Raw genomic sequence first — 14264 nt, 5'->3', positions numbered from 1 at the left:
CGGCCATGAACAACCGTCGCCACCCGGAAAACCCGTCCTGCGTCATCACCTGCGCCTATTACGACGGCCACGGCGCGCGCCACGACATCAGCCTGGAACAGATCAGCGACGAGTTACAGCGCCCGGACGGCTTCGTCTGGGTTGGTCTGTACGAGCCGCAGGAATCGGTGCTGCGCAAACTGCAGGAAGAGTTCGGCCTGCATGACCTGGCGATCGAGGATGCGCTCAAGGCGCATCAGCGGCCCAAGGCCGAGAGCTATGGCAATTCGTTGTTCGTGGTGGTCAACACCGCGCAGCTGGTCAACGAACGCATCCGCTACGGCGAAACGCATGCCTTCCTCGGCGCACGTTTTTTGCTCACCGTGCGCCACGGCGCCTCGCTCTCCTACACGCCGGTGCGCCACCGCGTGGAACGCGAGCCGGCGATGCTGCGCATGGGCTCGGCGTTTTGCCTGTATGGCGTGCTGGACTTCGTGGTGGACAACTACCTGCCGATCATGGACGAGTTCCGCGACACCCTGGAAGGCCTGGAAAAAGACATCTTCGCGGAGAACTACAAACGCGAAACCGTGGTGCGCCTGTACGAACTCAAGCGCGAACTCAACAAGATGCGGCTGGTGGTGGCCCCGCTGCAGGACGTGCTCTCGCACCTCAAGCGCAATCCCGGCTCGCTGATTCACGGCGAAGTCGGCGTCTACCTGCGCGATGTGCTGGATCATGCTGTGCGCATCAACGACGCCATCGACACCTTGCGCGAAATGCTGGGCACCGCGCTGAGCGTCAACCTCTCCATGGTGACCCTGGCGCAGGGCGAAACCGTCAAACGCCTCGGCGCCTGGGCCGCCCTGCTGGCCGCCCCTACCCTGATCACCAGCTGGTACGGCATGAACTTCACCCACATGCCCGAACTCGACAAACCCTACGCCTACCCGCTGCTGGTCGGCGGCATCGTTGCCTCCTGTCTCGTCCTGTATCGCCTGTTCAAGCGCGCGCGCTGGCTGTAGGGCCACCGTGTTGCGGTGGCGGAATGGGGAGTTGGGAATGGGGAATTGGTAGAGCGGCGGTCGCTGAGCTTTTCACTTGCGACTGCCCGTGGCATTGCTGAGGAGCATCGTTCCCGGTTGTTGTTCTTGGCCATCGTTCATGGACGTCACTTGCGTTGAGCTATTCGCCGTTGCTCTTGGCTTGAGTCTTCGCTTTCGTTGTTCGCCTTTAGTTTCCTTCGCCCTAAAGCGAGCCGAGCACCGCAGTCACGCGTGGCCGAAGAGGCGCCCTTGTCTGAGCGCAGCGAGTTTGGGCGCCGTGCCGCGCGTGGCGAGGAGCACAGGGCACCGGTGCGGCTTCATCGCACCGGATCGCGTCGGGCGAGCACGGTTTTGGTGATTTTTGCCAAGACAAAAGTCACCTGCGCCACAGGCGCGGAAGCCTTTGCTTTTGCCTGAAGCCTCCGCCCCAAGAAGAGCGGCAACCCGGGATTCGGGATTGGGGATTCGCTAGAGGCCAAAGCGACGTTGCCTACAAATCAGCGAATGAATCAGCTAGACCACCAGCACTGCAAGAGCAACGCAGCCTCACCTACTCTCTGCATACCTTGTCCCAACGGGAAAAGAACCGCTGCCCTTGCAAATCCCGAATCCCGACTCCCAAATCCCCACCCTCAAGCCACATAAATCGTTTTGATATTCATGAACTCATGGATCCCGTGCTCGGCCAATTCCCGCCCGAAACCCGAACGTTTGATCCCACCGAACGGCAACCGCACATCGCTCTTCACCACCGAATTCACGAACGCAGCACCGCACTGCAACTGCTGCGCAACACGCTCACCCCGCTTGGCATCGGCGGTCCACACGCTGCCGCCCAAACCGAAGGTGGTGTCGTTGGCCACGCGCACCGCTTCGGCCTCATCGGCGACGCGAATCACCGCCGCGACCGGCCCGAACAATTCCTGCTCGTAGGCCGGCATGCCTGGGCCGACCTGGTCGAGAATGGTAGCCGGGTAACCCGCATGCGACCCCGCCACCGGCTCGCCGCCAAGCAACACCTTGGCACCCTTGGACACGCTTTCCTGCACCTGCTTGTGCAGTTCATCGCGCAGGTCCGCACGTGCCATCGGCGCAAGTGTGGTGGCGTCCTGCTGCGGGTCGCCGAGCACACGCTGCGCGGCGGCAGCAACGAAGCGCTCCACGAACTGGTCGGCAATGGCATCCACCACGATGAAGCGCTTTGCGGCAATGCAGGTCTGCCCGCTGTTGTCGAAGCGCGACTGCACTGCCGACTGCACGGTGCGCTCCAGATCCGCATCGTCGAGCACCACGAAGGCATCGCTGCCGCCCAGTTCCATCACGCACTTCTTCAGCTGATCGCCTGCATTAGCGGCCAGCGAGCGGCCGGCACGTTCGCTGCCGGTGAGCGTGACTGCCGCAATGCGGTCGTCGCGCAACACCTCGGCGGCCTGGTCGTTGTCGATATGCAGCACGTCGAACACACCCGGCGGAATGCCGGCAGCGTCTAGCACTTCCTTCATCGCATCGGCGCAACGCGGCACGTTGCTGGCGTGTTTGAGCAGCGCGACATTGCCGGCCATCAGGCCCGGCGCGAGAAAGCGAAACGCCTGCCACAGCGGGAAATTCCACGGCATCACCGCAAACACGCAGCCCAGCGGTTCATAGCGCACATAGCTGGACTGCGCCTCGGTTGGAATGGCGCGTGGCGCCAGGTACTCGGCCGCATGCTCGGCGTAATAGGCGCAGCCCTGTGCGCATTTATCGATCTCGGCCAGAGCTTCGCGACGCAGCTTGCCCATCTCGGCGGTCATGATGCGCTGCAGGTCCTCGCGCCGCTTGGTCAGCTCCTCGCCCACCCGCCGCAGCAAGGCGCCGCGCTCGGCCAAGGGCAGGGCTGCCCACGCCGGAAACGCCCTGGCAGAAGCAGCCAGACGCGCCTCGATGGCCGCGGCGTCCAGCGTGTGCTGGGTATGTTCGACCTGGCCATTGGCCGGGTTGACGGTGTCGTAGGACATGATGGTCTCCTGTTACAAGGCGGCCATGCTAGTCGCCGGGAAGTTGCAGCCGCGTCACAACCGCTGCAAATCGCTGCAACGCTGTGTTTACCGCACCGCGCAGTGACGCACCTCCACCGCACAGCTGGCTGATCAATGGCAGCCGGGATGATGCACCCAGACAAGGTAACGAAAGCAGCCCTGCCCTGTTCGCCGGTGCAACCGCGCAAAATGCTCTAGCATTCCGCAATGGCAGATTGATCCACCCATGGAAGACCACCACGATGCGCCGGAATCTCATTGTTCTGGTTGTACTTGGCACCAGTGCGTGTCTTGCTGGATGTGCAGCCCTCCAGGACCTTCTGCGTGACCCGCGGCCCGGCCCAGCCGGGTTTGTCACTGTGAGCTGCACCAGCCTACAGCCCGACCCCGCGCAACCCTGCGAGCAAGAAGCGCTGCAAGCGTGCTCGGACACTGCCATCCGGCAACTCATCACCGCGCGGTCGTCGCCGAACATGGTCCCGATCTTTCCCGATAAGCGAAAGTCCAAGAACGACGGCAAGGACAACCGCAAGGACCGCAACGACGAACAATCCAGCGTGGAGCAACGCGGCTACGACATCAGGGCCGAGTATCAGTGCTACCTGACCAAGCCACAGCCCTGGGACAGCGGATACACGCCTTCGGCCAGGTAAGCACCGCCGATCGACTTGTTGCGCTTATCGGCCGGACTGCGCACTACGGGGTCGTAATCGACTTGCAGCATTCGCACACACCGGTGGCTCTAGCGTTTGCATCTATCTGTCGGTAGGTCGCTGCGGTCATTGGCACCTCAGCGCCGGCGCGCCCTCAGGGAGCAGACTGCAGCGCAAGTTGCGCATCACGCAGGCGGCGTTTTTCACTGCGCGCCAGCAACCACCACCCGATCACCGCCGCCACCGACACCGCCAGCACCATCACCGTGGCCAGCGCATTGATCTTGGGGCTGATGCCCAGGCGTACCGACGAAAACACCTTGATCGGCAGCGTGGTGGAGCTTGGGCCCGCCAGGAAACTGGCAATGACCACATCGTCCAGCGAGAGCGTGAATGCCAACAGCCAGCCCGACGCAAGTGCTGGCGCGATGATCGGCAAGGTGATCAGGAAGAACACCTTCAGTGGCGTGGCGCCCAGATCCATGGCGGCTTCTTCCAGCGAGCGGTCCAGTTCCTGCAGCCGCGAGGAAATCACCACGGTCACGAATGAGACGGTGAAGGTGACATGCGCCACCCAGATGGCGACCGCGCCGCGCGGCGCGATGCCGAGCACACCGCCCATCGAGACCAGCAGCAACAGGATCGACAGACCAATGATCACCTCCGGCATCACCAGCGGTGCGGTGATCAGCGCACCGAAGAGCGTTTTGCCGGGAAACCGCCGCATGCGCACCATCGCCATGGCCGCCATGGTGCCGAGCACGGTGGACGCGCATGCGGTCCAGAACGCCACTTCCAGGCTCACCCAGGCCGCGTCCAGTAATTGGCGGTCACGCAGCAACTCGCCATACCAGCGGGTGGAAAAACCGCCCCACACCGTGGCCAGGCGCGAGGCGTTGAACGAATACACCATCAGCAACAGGATCGGCAGATACAAAAAACCGAACCCCAGCGCGAGCACACTGCCGCCCAGCACACGCCCACCGCGCGCGGCGCGCATCATGTCAGCCGCCCTTCCAGCTCGCGCTGCTGGTAACGATGGAAGATCACGATCGGCACCAGCAGCAGCACCAGCATCACCGTCGCCACCGCGGCGGCCACCGGCCAGTCGCGGTTATTGAAGAATTCGCCCCATAGCACGCGGCCGATCATCAGCGTATCGGGCCCGCCCAGCATTTCGGGGATCACGAACTCGCCCACCGCCGGAATCATTACCAGCATGCAGCCGGCGACGATGCCATTGCGCGACAGCGGCAAGGTGATGCGCACGAATGCCTGCCACGGCCGCGCGCCCAGGTCGTAAGCCGCCTCCAGCAGCCGCGAATCGTGCTTGACCAGGTTGGCGTACAGCGGCAGCACCATGAAGGGCAGATAGCAATAGACGATGCCGATGTAGGCGGCGATCGGCGTGTACAGCAACTGCAGCGGCTGCTCGATCACACCCAGCGCCAGCAGAGCCTGATTGAGCAGGCCGTTGCCATCGAGAATGCCGATCCATGCGTATACACGGATCAAGAGCGAGGTCCAAGACGGCAACACCACCAGCATCATCGCCACGTTGCGGGTGGCCAGAGGCAGGCGCGCGATCACGTATGCCATCGGGTAGCCGATCAATAGCGCCAGTGCGGTGGAAATCGCAGCGATCTTGATCGAACTCAGGTAAGCGGCCACGTACTGGCTGTCGCGCAGCAGGGCCAGGTAGTTGCCCAGATGCAGTTTGAGGCTCACCGCGCCATCGGCCGCATACGCAAACAGCGGCGTGTACGGCGGCATTGCGGTTGCGCGTTCGGCAAACGAAATCTTCAGCACGATCAGGAACGGGATCGCGAAGAACACTAGCAACCACAGATACGGTGCAGCGATCACGCCCCAACGCGCACCCGGCAGACCACGACTAAGAGTGGTTAGCAAAACGTAGCGAGCAGTCGCCAGGGGGGCGCGGACGGCGCGGAGGAACCGCAGTGTACGTGTGGTACATGAGGATTCCGAGCACCGGCCGCGCCCCCCTAGTGGCTGCGCAGTAGTTTTGCTGGCCACTCTTGGCAGGCGCTGCCTCATGCGGTGAGGACCACGCCGTCGTCCTCGCCCCACCCGACCCACACCGCATCGCCCCAGGTCAGCGCTTCGCTGGCCCAGCGTTGCCGGTTGGCGAAATGTGCCATCAGCTTGATGCCGCTGGGCAGGCGCACGTGGTAGACCGAGTGGCTGCCGAAATAGGCAATGTCTTCGATCACGCCCTGCGCCTTGTTGCAGGCCTGCGCCGGCTCCTGCTTGCCGATGCCGAGTTTTTCCGGGCGTACTGCAAATGCCACAGCCTGCCCTTCGAACCCGGTGATGCCGTGGCCGATGCGAATCGGCGCGGCGAATGCCGCGCTGGTGAGGCTGACCGAATCCGGCGCGTCTTCGGCGATGACCGCCTCGATCAGATTGACCGAGCCGATGAATTCGGCTGCGAAGCGGTTGGCCGGCTGCTCGTAGATTTCATCCGGCGTGCCCACCTGCTGGATCCAGCCGTGGTCCATCAGTGCGATGCGGGTGGCCATGGTCATAGCTTCTTCCTGGTCGTGGGTGACCATCACGCAGGTGACGCCGGAGGTTTCGATGATGTTGACCAGTTCCAGCTGCATCTGCGAACGCAGCTTCTTGTCCAGCGCGCCCATCGGCTCGTCCAGCAGCAGCAGCTTGGGCCGCTTGGCCAACGAGCGCGCCAGCGCAACGCGCTGCTGCTGCCCACCGGACAGCTGATGCGGTTTGCGCTTGGCCAGGCGCGCAAGTTGCACCAGCTCGAGCATCTCGCCCACCCGCCGGGCCACCGCCGCCTTGGGCAGGCCTTCCTGCTTGAGCCCGAAGGCGATGTTCTGCTCCACCGTCATATGCGGGAACAATGCATACGACTGGAACATCATGTTGATCGGCCGCTCGTACGGCGGCAATGCGTCGATCGGCTGGCCATCGAGCACGATGCTGCCCTTGGTGGGCCGCTCGAAGCCGGCAAGACAGCGCAGCAAGGTGGATTTGCCGCTGCCCGAGCCACCCAGCAGCGCGAAGATCTCGCCCTTGCGGATCTGCAGGCTGACATCGTCCACCGCCACGAAGCCGTCGAACTCCTTGCGGACCTCGCGGATCGACAGATACCCCGCATCGGCGGCGGCAGGTGCAAGCAAGACGGCTTCGGAAAGGGCCATGCATCCCCTCGGTGACAACAACGTGCCGGCGCCACCGTAGCGCCGTGCACGCATCATGGCAAAAGCGTGCCGGCGCTGCAGTGCGCGCCGACACGCGTGGCGTTAGCGGACGGCGGCCTGCGGCGGCTCGCTCCAGCCCAGACCCAGGCTCTTCTGCAGCGCCACGTAATACACCAGCAATTGCACCTGCGCCTGCGCGGCGGCGTCCTGCGCGGACAACTGCTGGCGCTGCACATCGAGCAGGTCGATGCTGGAGGTGGCACCGGCATCGCGGCGTTGCTGCATGAGCCCGGCAGAGCGCGTGGCCGAGGCCTCGGCCTGACGCGCCACCACCAACTGCTGGCGTGCCGAGCCAAACCGCGACAGTGCGGTATTGGCGTCCTGCAGCGCCGCCAGCACCGCGCCTTCATAGGCGGCCTCGCGCCCGGCATTGCCGGCGCGCGCCTGTTCGACCTGCGCGCGGGTGCGGCCGAAGTCGAAGATCGACCAGCGCAGCATCGGCACTGCCAGCTTGGTCAGCGCATGGGAATTGAAATCGCTGGGCGAGCCGGCCACCCAGCTCAGGCCGCCAAGCAGGCTGACCTGCGGGAAGTAGCCATTCAACGCCTCGCCGATCTGCGCACTGGACGCGGCCAGCTCGCGCTCGGCCTTGCGCACGTCCGGGCGCCGACGGATCAACGCACCGGCATCGTCCACGCGCACCTGGGTGGGCAGCATCGGCAGCGGTTGCGGCGCGGCGAGCTGCGCATCCAGCGCGCCCGGCTCGCGGCCGACCATCAACGCCAGCTGGTCCAGCGCTTCCTGTTGCTGCATCTGCAGCGGCAGGCGCTGGGCCTGCTGCTGCTGCACCTGGGTGGCGATCTGCTCGACCTGCAGGTCCGAGGCGGCACCCTGGCCGCGGCGCTGCTGCACCAGCGTCAGCGACTGCCGGATCTTGTCCAGGTTGCTGTCGGCAATCGCCAGGCGCGCCTGCAGCCCGCGGTAGTTGAGATACACCTGCCCCACTTCAGCGGCGAGCTGCACCTGCGCGTCGGCCAGTTCGGCTTCGGAGGCCTGCGCCTGGGCCAGCGCGCCTTCGGCGGCGCGACGGCGGCGGCCAAAGAAATCGAGCTCCCAGCTGGCATCGAAACCGGCGCTGTAGATCTGGGTCTTGTCCAGATCCAGCGCCCGGTTGTCGGGCGCCGATGGCTGACCGGGCTGCCCCTCCTGCAGACCGCCCAACGTGTCGACGATGGTCTGCGGCGGTTCGGCGTAGGCGTACAGCGCACTGGCGTTGAGCTTGGGCAGCCGCTCGGCGCGGCGCTGGTTGGCCAGCGCCCGATTGGCGCGCAGACGCGCCTGCGCCGCGCGCAGGTTGGGGCTGTCGGCCAGGGCCTGGGTCACGAGCTGGGTCAGCTGCGCATCGTGCAGGTCTTCCCACCAGTGATTCAGTGGTGCGGCGGCGACCACGTCGGCCGCACTGGCGCGATGCAGCGTGGGCGCCTGCACGGCGCTTTCGGCCACCGCGGGCGGCTTGGTGTAGTTGGGGCCGAGCATGCAGCCGCCCAGCAGCAGGGAGGCCAGCGCTGCCGCCAGCGGCATGCGCGCCAGGCGCAGGGAATCAGTGCATTGCAAGGTGCGTCCCCTTGGGTAACGGCTTGAGCAAAAAGGCCAGCGGAATCGTGCAGACCACGATCACGCCAAAGATCCAGAACAGGTCGCTATAGGTCATCACCAGCGCCTGCTGTTGCACCAGGCGCGCAAGTTGGGCAATCGCGCGAATCGCCGCCTCGCCACCGGCGCTGCCCTGCATCTGCGCGTTCAACCCGGCCAGGAAATCCTGCGCGCGGCTGGCGTTTGCAGTGACGGCGCTGCCGATGGTCTCGGTGTGGAAGGTCATGCGCCGCTCCTGGAAGGTGGAGATCAGCGCCAGTCCCACCGAGCCGCCCAGGTTGCGGCCGGCGTTGAACAGGCCGGACGCATCGCCGGCCAGCTCGGGCGGCACCGAGGAAATGGCCGCCTGGTTGAGCGACATCATCGCCAGCGCCAGGCCGCAGCCCTGCAACAACTGCCCGGCGACAAAATGCATGCCCACGGTGTCGGCGGTCAGCGACAGGTTGACAAAGCATGCCGCGGCAAAACACAGCAGCCCGGCGATCACCAGGATGCGCACGTCCACCACCTCCAGCAGCTTGGGCATCATCGGCATCAATAGCACCGTGGGCAGGCCGGAGAGCAGCAACACATAGCCGGCCTGTTCGGTGTTGTAGCCGGAAATCACCGAGAGGAACTGCGGGATCATGTACATGACCCCGAACAGGATCATGCCTACCGCCATGATCATGATGAACACCGCGCCGAAGCTGCGATGCAGCAGCAGCGACAACCGGATCACCGGTGCACGCTGACGAAACTGCGAGATCACCAGCGCCAAAAATCCACTCAGCGCGAATACGCTGAGCGTGTTGATTTCGCTGGATTCGAACCAGCGCTCGCGCTGGCCTTCTTCCAGCACCACGGTGAGCCCACCCAGGCCGGCGGTGAGCCCGTAGATGCCCAGCCAGTCCGCATCCAGCAGGCCGGCCCAGTTGCCTTTTTCGTGCTTGAGCCCGAGCAGCAACAGCGCCACCAGGCCCACGCAGATCGGCACGTTGATGAAAAACGCGTAGTGCCAGCTGACGTTTTCGGTGAGCCAGCCACCGAGCAGCGGGCCGATCACCGGGCCCATGATCACGGTCATGCCGAACAAGGCGGTGCCCATGGTCTGCTGGCTGGGCGGCAAGCGCGTGGCGACAATGGTCAGCGCGGTAGGGATCAACGCACCGCCGGCCAGGCCCTGGCCCACGCGGCCGATGATCATCATGGTCAGCGAGGTGGACAGCCCGCAGACCACCGAGAAGGCCGTGAACATCACCGCGCAGATCAGCAGGAAGTTGCGTAGCCCCAGCGTGCGCACGAACCAGCCGGTGAGCGGGATCATGATGATTTCCGCCACCAGGTAGGCGGTGGAGATCCAGGTGCCCTCGGTGCCGCTGGCGCCTACTTCGCCCTGGATGGTGGGCAGCGCGGCGTTGACGATGGAGATGTCCAGCGTCGCCATGAACGAGCCGATGGTGCCGGCCAGTACCGCCAGCCACGCGCCCGGTTCGGCTTTCTCGCGTCCGGCGCTGCCGCCGGCACGCTCGCCGGTGGCCGCTGCGGCATTCATCGCGCGCGCTCCTGCGCCTGCACGCGGTCCGATTCCTCCTCGGCGCGCTGCTTGGCGTCCTTGGCCGAGCGCGTATCCACGGTGACCTCTACCGACATGCCCGGCACCAGCACCTTGCGCGCTTCCTCACCGGCCAGCACGCGGATGCGCACCGGCACGCGCTGCACCACCTTGGTGAAGTTGCCGGTGGCGTTCTCCGGCGGCAACAGCGCGAACTGCGAGCCGGTGCCGGGCGACAGGCTTTCGACCTTGCCGTGCAGCTTCACGCCCGACAGCGCGTCGACCTCGATCTCGGCCGGCTGGCCGGGGCGCATCAGGCCGACCTGGGTTTCCTTGAAGTTGGCCACCAGGTACAGCGACTGCTGCGGCACGATGGTCATGGTGCGGGTGCCGGCGGCCAGGAACTGCCCCACCTGCACGGTCTTGTCGCCCACCCGGCCGTGGATACGGCTGGTCAGGCGGGTGTCTTCCACCGCCACGCGCGCCTGGTCGGCATCGGCGGTGGCCTGCTTCACCCCGGCCTTGGCCTGCTCGAGCTGGGCGCTGCTGGCCTGGATCTGGCTCTGCGCCCCCTTGGCCTGCGCCTGTGCGGCCTCGTACTGGGCGCGGGCGCGCTCCAGATCGTGCTGCAGGCTTTCCTGGTGTTCGTGGGTGTCGGCGCCGGAGGCGGCCAGCGGCGCGAAGCGCTTCACCTCGGCCTGGGCAAAGCGCAGGCTTGCCGCGGCCGAGGCCACCTGGGTGCGCGCCTGCACCAGCGACGATTCCTGCGCGGCCACATTGGCGGTGGCGGCGGCGATGTCGGCTTCGCGCGCGGCGATCGCGGCTTCGGCCTGTTGCAGCGTGGCCTGGTAGGTGCGGTCGTCGATCTGCAGCAGGGGCTGGCCGGCGTCGACAATCTGGTTGTCGCCCACCATCACCTGAGTGACATAGCCGCTGACGCGCGGGGCCACCGCCACCGAGTCCGCCTGCAGGTAGGCGTTGTTGGTGTCCTGCATGTAGCGGCCCTTGATCAGGTAGTAGGCCAGCCAGATCACCAGCAGCAGCACCACCAGCACGCCGACGATGATCAGCGTCCACTTCACCTTGGGATTCTTCAGCGGCGAGGGCTTCTTGGCGTCGTCGTCGCGGGACGCATTGCCCTGCCCGTCCGCTGCTGTGGACTGGCCATCGGTGGACTGCTGATCGTGGTTGCTCAAAGGGGGCGTCCTGTGTCGTGGGCTGGGCGCGCGCGCTGGCATGCCCGCATCAGCGGGCCCGGCGAGGCGGCGCAACCATACAATTATTTGAACCGCCCAGTACAGATTGCGTGATGACCCGGTCAGCCGCCGCTGTGACTCTTTGGCACTTTGCTAGTCCTGCCCTCGCACGGGCCGCACAGGGCATGTGAGAGAGCCCGCGTCAGCGACCCGTCTTGATCTCGGTCCACAGCCGCGTGTACAGGCGGTCCACCTCGGGCGGATTGATCGCGTAGGTGAACATCCGGGCGGTCACCTCCGGCGGCGGGTAGATGGTGGGGTCGTTGCGAATGGCCGCATCCAACAGCGGCGTGGCGGCGCTGACCGGGTTGGCGTAGTGGATGAAATTGCTGTTGGCGGCCGCCACCTTGGGCGTCAGCAGATAGTTGATGAAGGCGTAGGCGTTTTCCGGGTGCTTGGCATCCTTGGGGATGGCCAGCATGTCGAACCACTGCGGCGCGCCTTCCTTCGGGATGGAATACGCCACCTTGACGGTGTTGCCGGCTTCGGCCGCGCGGTCGCGGGCCTGGATGATGTCGCCCGACCAGCCCACCGCCAGACAGGTGTTGCCATTGGCCAGCGAAGTCACGTACTGGCTGGAGTGGAAGTTCTGCACGTAGGGGCGGATGGTCTTGATCAGCGCGGCGGCTTTTTCGATCTCGGCCGGCGCGGTGCTGTGCGGATCCAGGCCCAGGTAGTTCAGCGCGATCGGAATCATGTCCGAGGGCGTATCGAGGATGGTGACCCCGCAGTCCTTGAGCTTGGACAGGTTCTCCGGCTTGAAGATCAGGTCCCAGCTGTTGGCGATCTCGGTGCTGCCAAACGCTGCCTTGAGCTTGTCGACGTTGTAGCCGATGCCGGTGGTGCCGATCATGTACGGCACGCCATAGGTGTTGCCGGGGTCCTGCGCGGCGATGCGACGCATGATGTCCGGGTCGAGATTGGCCAGGTTCGGAATCTTGCTTTTATCCAGCGGCAGGAACACGCCGGCCTGGATCTGGCGGCCAAAGAAGTTGAGCGTGGGCACCACCACGTCGTAGTCGCTGCCACCGGCGAGCAACTTGGTTTCCACCATTTCGTCGCTGTCGAATACGTCGTAGGTGACCTTGATGCCGGTGCTCTTTTCGAACGCGGGGATGGTGTCTTCGGCGATGTAGTCGGAGTAGTTGTAGACGTTAAGCACCTTGGCCTGTGCATCGGCCTTGCCCGGGGCGCCACCGCCGCCACAGCCGGACAACAGGGTGATGGACAGGGTCAGGGCGAGCAGTCGCAGCGTCATGTGGGTCTCCAGGGCAGCGCGGTGGGGCGGCCCGGCATCGCGGCCGGTCTGCGCCCAGCCTACCCACCGCGTCCGGGTTTGCACAGCGTGCGGCCTCTGGGCGGCGGTGGACGGCTGCGATGCGCGGCAGCGTTCGGAGACGGCAAAGCTCACTGCGGCGGTGGCGCTCGCTGCGCCGTGGCTGCGCAGCTCGGCGGCGCGAGGCCTGCCGCCGCGCTTACTTGCCCAGCGCTTGCGCGGTGTCGTCCAGCGCGGCCCAGGTTTTATCGAACAACTCATCGACCTGTTCGCAGGTGATGATCAACGGCGGCGACAGCAGCATCGCATCGTAAGTGGCCCGCAGGATCAGCCCGCGCCGCAGGGCAAAGTCGCGGCACAGCGCGCCTACGCGGCCGCGCTCCGGGAAGTACACACCACGGCGGCGCTTGTCGGGCACCAGCTCCAGCGCACCGACCAGCCCGGCGATGCGCGCCTCGCCCACCAGACGGTGCTCGCCCAGTTCGGCCCAGCGCTGCGCCAGGTACGGCGCAATCTGCGTGCGTGCGGTGTCCACGATGCCCTCGTCCTGCAGTAGCCGCAGGTTTTCCAGCGCCACCGCAGCGCATACCGGATGCCCGGCATAGGTACCGCCGTGCGCCAGTTCACCGCCCTGACGCTTGAGCACACCGGCCACGCGGTCGTTGAACATCGCCGCAGCCAGCGGGATGTAGCCGGAGGTGATGCCCTTGGCCAGGGTCATCACATCGGGCTGGAAACCGAAATACTCCGCACCGAACCAGGCACCGGTGCGGCCGAACCCGCAGATCACCTCGTCGGCCACCAGCAGTACGTCGTAGCGCCGGCAGATGCGTTCGATTTCCGGCCAGTAGCTGCGCGGTGGGATGTAGACCCCGATCGCGCCCATGATCGGCTCACCGATAAAGGCCGCCACGGTGTCGGGCCCCAACTGCAGTATCTTCTCTTCCAACCGGCGCGCAGCGAGCAGACCGTAGTCGTCCGGGTCCATCTCGCCACCCTCGCCGAAATGATTGGGTGGCGCGATGTGCTCGATCCCCGGAATCGGCAACCCACCTTGCCGATGCATCCCGCGCATCCCGCCGAGACTGGCCCCGCCCATGGTGGTGCCGTGGTAGCCATCGTGGCGGCCGATGAAGATGTGCTTCTGCGGCTGCCCCTGCACCGCCCAGAAATGCCGCACCAGCCGCAGGATGGTGTCGTTGGCCTCCGAGCCGGAATTGGCAAAGAACGCATGATTCAAATCGCCCGGCGCCAGCTCCGCCAATTTGGCAGCCAGGTGCACGGTGGGCTCGGTGGTGCATTGAAAGAAGCTGTTGTAGTACGCCAACTGCTCCATCTGCCGCGCCGCCGCCTGCGCAAGCTCGGCCCGCCCATAGCCCACGTTGACGCACCACAACCCGGCAAACGCATCCAGCAACTTGTTGCCGTCCGCATCCCACACATACACCCCCTCGCCCCGCGTCAGGATGCGCGTGCCCTTGGAGGCCAGTGCCGCGTTGTCATTGAACGGATGCAGATGATGCGCAGCATCGAGCTGTTGCAGGGACCTGAGCACAAAAGGATCCACGACCCGCCCCGAACATGAGAAACAACGAGCATACCCGCGCACTGTTGCCATGCCGTGGATGGAGCGCACAGGCATGCATGGCGACGTAAGAACTACC

The 14264-nt window shown here is 65.3% G+C and carries 11 protein-coding genes and 1 other RNA gene; 2 read left to right on the top strand and 10 right to left on the bottom strand.

Annotated elements, in window-relative coordinates:
* Window positions 1-5 precede the first annotated feature (5 nt).
* The gene (locus ACD584_RS16370; protein ID WP_011037478.1) at window positions 6-1004 is read left to right on the top strand and encodes a magnesium and cobalt transport protein CorA; all 999 of its coding nucleotides are present in this window, start codon (window positions 6-8) and stop codon (window positions 1002-1004) included.
* Between the two features lie 653 nt (window positions 1005-1657).
* Here the strand turns inward: ACD584_RS16370 and ACD584_RS16365 are convergent.
* Window positions 1658-3022, bottom strand: coding sequence for an NAD-dependent succinate-semialdehyde dehydrogenase (locus ACD584_RS16365; protein WP_076035594.1), 1365 nt, complete (start codon window positions 3020-3022; stop codon window positions 1658-1660).
* An 83-nt stretch (window positions 3023-3105) separates the two neighbouring features.
* Here ACD584_RS16365 and ACD584_RS16360 point away from each other — a divergent pair, with 83 nt between their 5' ends.
* The gene (locus tag ACD584_RS16360; RefSeq protein WP_228438064.1) at window positions 3106-3696 is read left to right on the top strand and encodes a hypothetical protein; all 591 of its coding nucleotides are present in this window, start codon (window positions 3106-3108) and stop codon (window positions 3694-3696) included.
* A gap of 154 nt (window positions 3697-3850) precedes the next feature.
* Here ACD584_RS16360 and ACD584_RS16355 read toward each other — a convergent pair whose 3' ends face one another.
* The 9 genes from ACD584_RS16355 to ACD584_RS16315 all read right to left on the bottom strand — a co-directional run bounded on the left by ACD584_RS16355 (window position 3851) and on the right by ACD584_RS16315 (window position 14167).
* On the bottom strand, window positions 3851-4699 hold the full coding sequence (locus tag ACD584_RS16355; RefSeq protein ID WP_012438108.1) for an ABC transporter permease subunit: 849 nt from the start codon (window positions 4697-4699) through the stop codon (window positions 3851-3853).
* On the bottom strand, window positions 4696-5607 hold the full coding sequence (locus ACD584_RS16350; protein WP_043921803.1) for an ABC transporter permease subunit: 912 nt from the start codon (window positions 5605-5607) through the stop codon (window positions 4696-4698). The genes ACD584_RS16355 and ACD584_RS16350 overlap by 4 nt, the downstream gene beginning before the upstream one ends.
* Window positions 5599-5674: non-coding RNA, sX9 sRNA (locus tag ACD584_RS16345), on the bottom strand. The genes ACD584_RS16350 and ACD584_RS16345 overlap by 9 nt, the downstream gene beginning before the upstream one ends.
* Before the next feature lie 76 nt (window positions 5675-5750).
* The gene (locus ACD584_RS16340; RefSeq protein ID WP_175611433.1) at window positions 5751-6881 is read right to left on the bottom strand and encodes an ABC transporter ATP-binding protein; all 1131 of its coding nucleotides are present in this window, start codon (window positions 6879-6881) and stop codon (window positions 5751-5753) included.
* Between the two features lie 102 nt (window positions 6882-6983).
* On the bottom strand, window positions 6984-8477 hold the full coding sequence (locus ACD584_RS16335) for an efflux transporter outer membrane subunit (protein WP_175611779.1): 1494 nt from the start codon (window positions 8475-8477) through the stop codon (window positions 6984-6986).
* Window positions 8478-8481: 4 nt separating this feature from the next.
* Window positions 8482-10068 (bottom strand): MDR family MFS transporter, encoded by a 1587-nt coding sequence (locus ACD584_RS16330; RefSeq protein ID WP_070691136.1) that lies wholly within the window; start codon window positions 10066-10068, stop codon window positions 8482-8484.
* Entirely contained in the window at window positions 10065-11264 is a 1200-nt protein-coding gene (locus ACD584_RS16325; RefSeq protein WP_014508021.1) for an HlyD family secretion protein, read from the bottom strand. Before ACD584_RS16325 ends, ACD584_RS16330 begins: the two co-directional genes overlap by 4 nt.
* Before the next feature lie 202 nt (window positions 11265-11466).
* Window positions 11467-12582: a polyamine ABC transporter substrate-binding protein gene (locus ACD584_RS16320; RefSeq protein WP_076035592.1), complete on the bottom strand. Its 1116-nt coding sequence runs from the start codon at window positions 12580-12582 to the stop codon at window positions 11467-11469.
* A 217-nt stretch (window positions 12583-12799) separates the two neighbouring features.
* Entirely contained in the window at window positions 12800-14167 is a 1368-nt protein-coding gene (locus tag ACD584_RS16315; protein ID WP_175611432.1) for an aspartate aminotransferase family protein, read from the bottom strand.
* Window positions 14168-14264: the final 97 nt, after the last annotated feature.

This window comes from Xanthomonas sp. NCPPB 2922 (assembly GCF_041520885.1).
GTDB lineage: Bacteria > Pseudomonadota > Gammaproteobacteria > Xanthomonadales > Xanthomonadaceae > Xanthomonas > Xanthomonas campestris.
This window is presented reverse-complemented; position numbering and strand designations above follow the sequence as displayed.

Bases quoted from the DNA above. Each gene is read 5' to 3' on its own strand.
- ACD584_RS16370 (WP_011037478.1), top strand. From the start codon at position 6: ATGAACAACCGTCGCCACCCGGAAAACCCGTCCTGCGTCATCACCTGC.
- ACD584_RS16365 (WP_076035594.1), bottom strand. From the start codon at position 3,022: ATGTCCTACGACACCGTCAACCCGGCCAATGGCCAGGTCGAACATACC.
- ACD584_RS16355 (WP_012438108.1), bottom strand. From the start codon at position 4,699: ATGATGCGCGCCGCGCGCGGTGGGCGTGTGCTGGGCGGCAGTGTGCTC.
- ACD584_RS16340 (WP_175611433.1), bottom strand. From the start codon at position 6,881: ATGGCCCTTTCCGAAGCCGTCTTGCTTGCACCTGCCGCCGCCGATGCG.
- ACD584_RS16330 (WP_070691136.1), bottom strand. From the start codon at position 10,068: ATGAATGCCGCAGCGGCCACCGGCGAGCGTGCCGGCGGCAGCGCCGGA.
- ACD584_RS16320 (WP_076035592.1), bottom strand. From the start codon at position 12,582: ATGACGCTGCGACTGCTCGCCCTGACCCTGTCCATCACCCTGTTGTCC.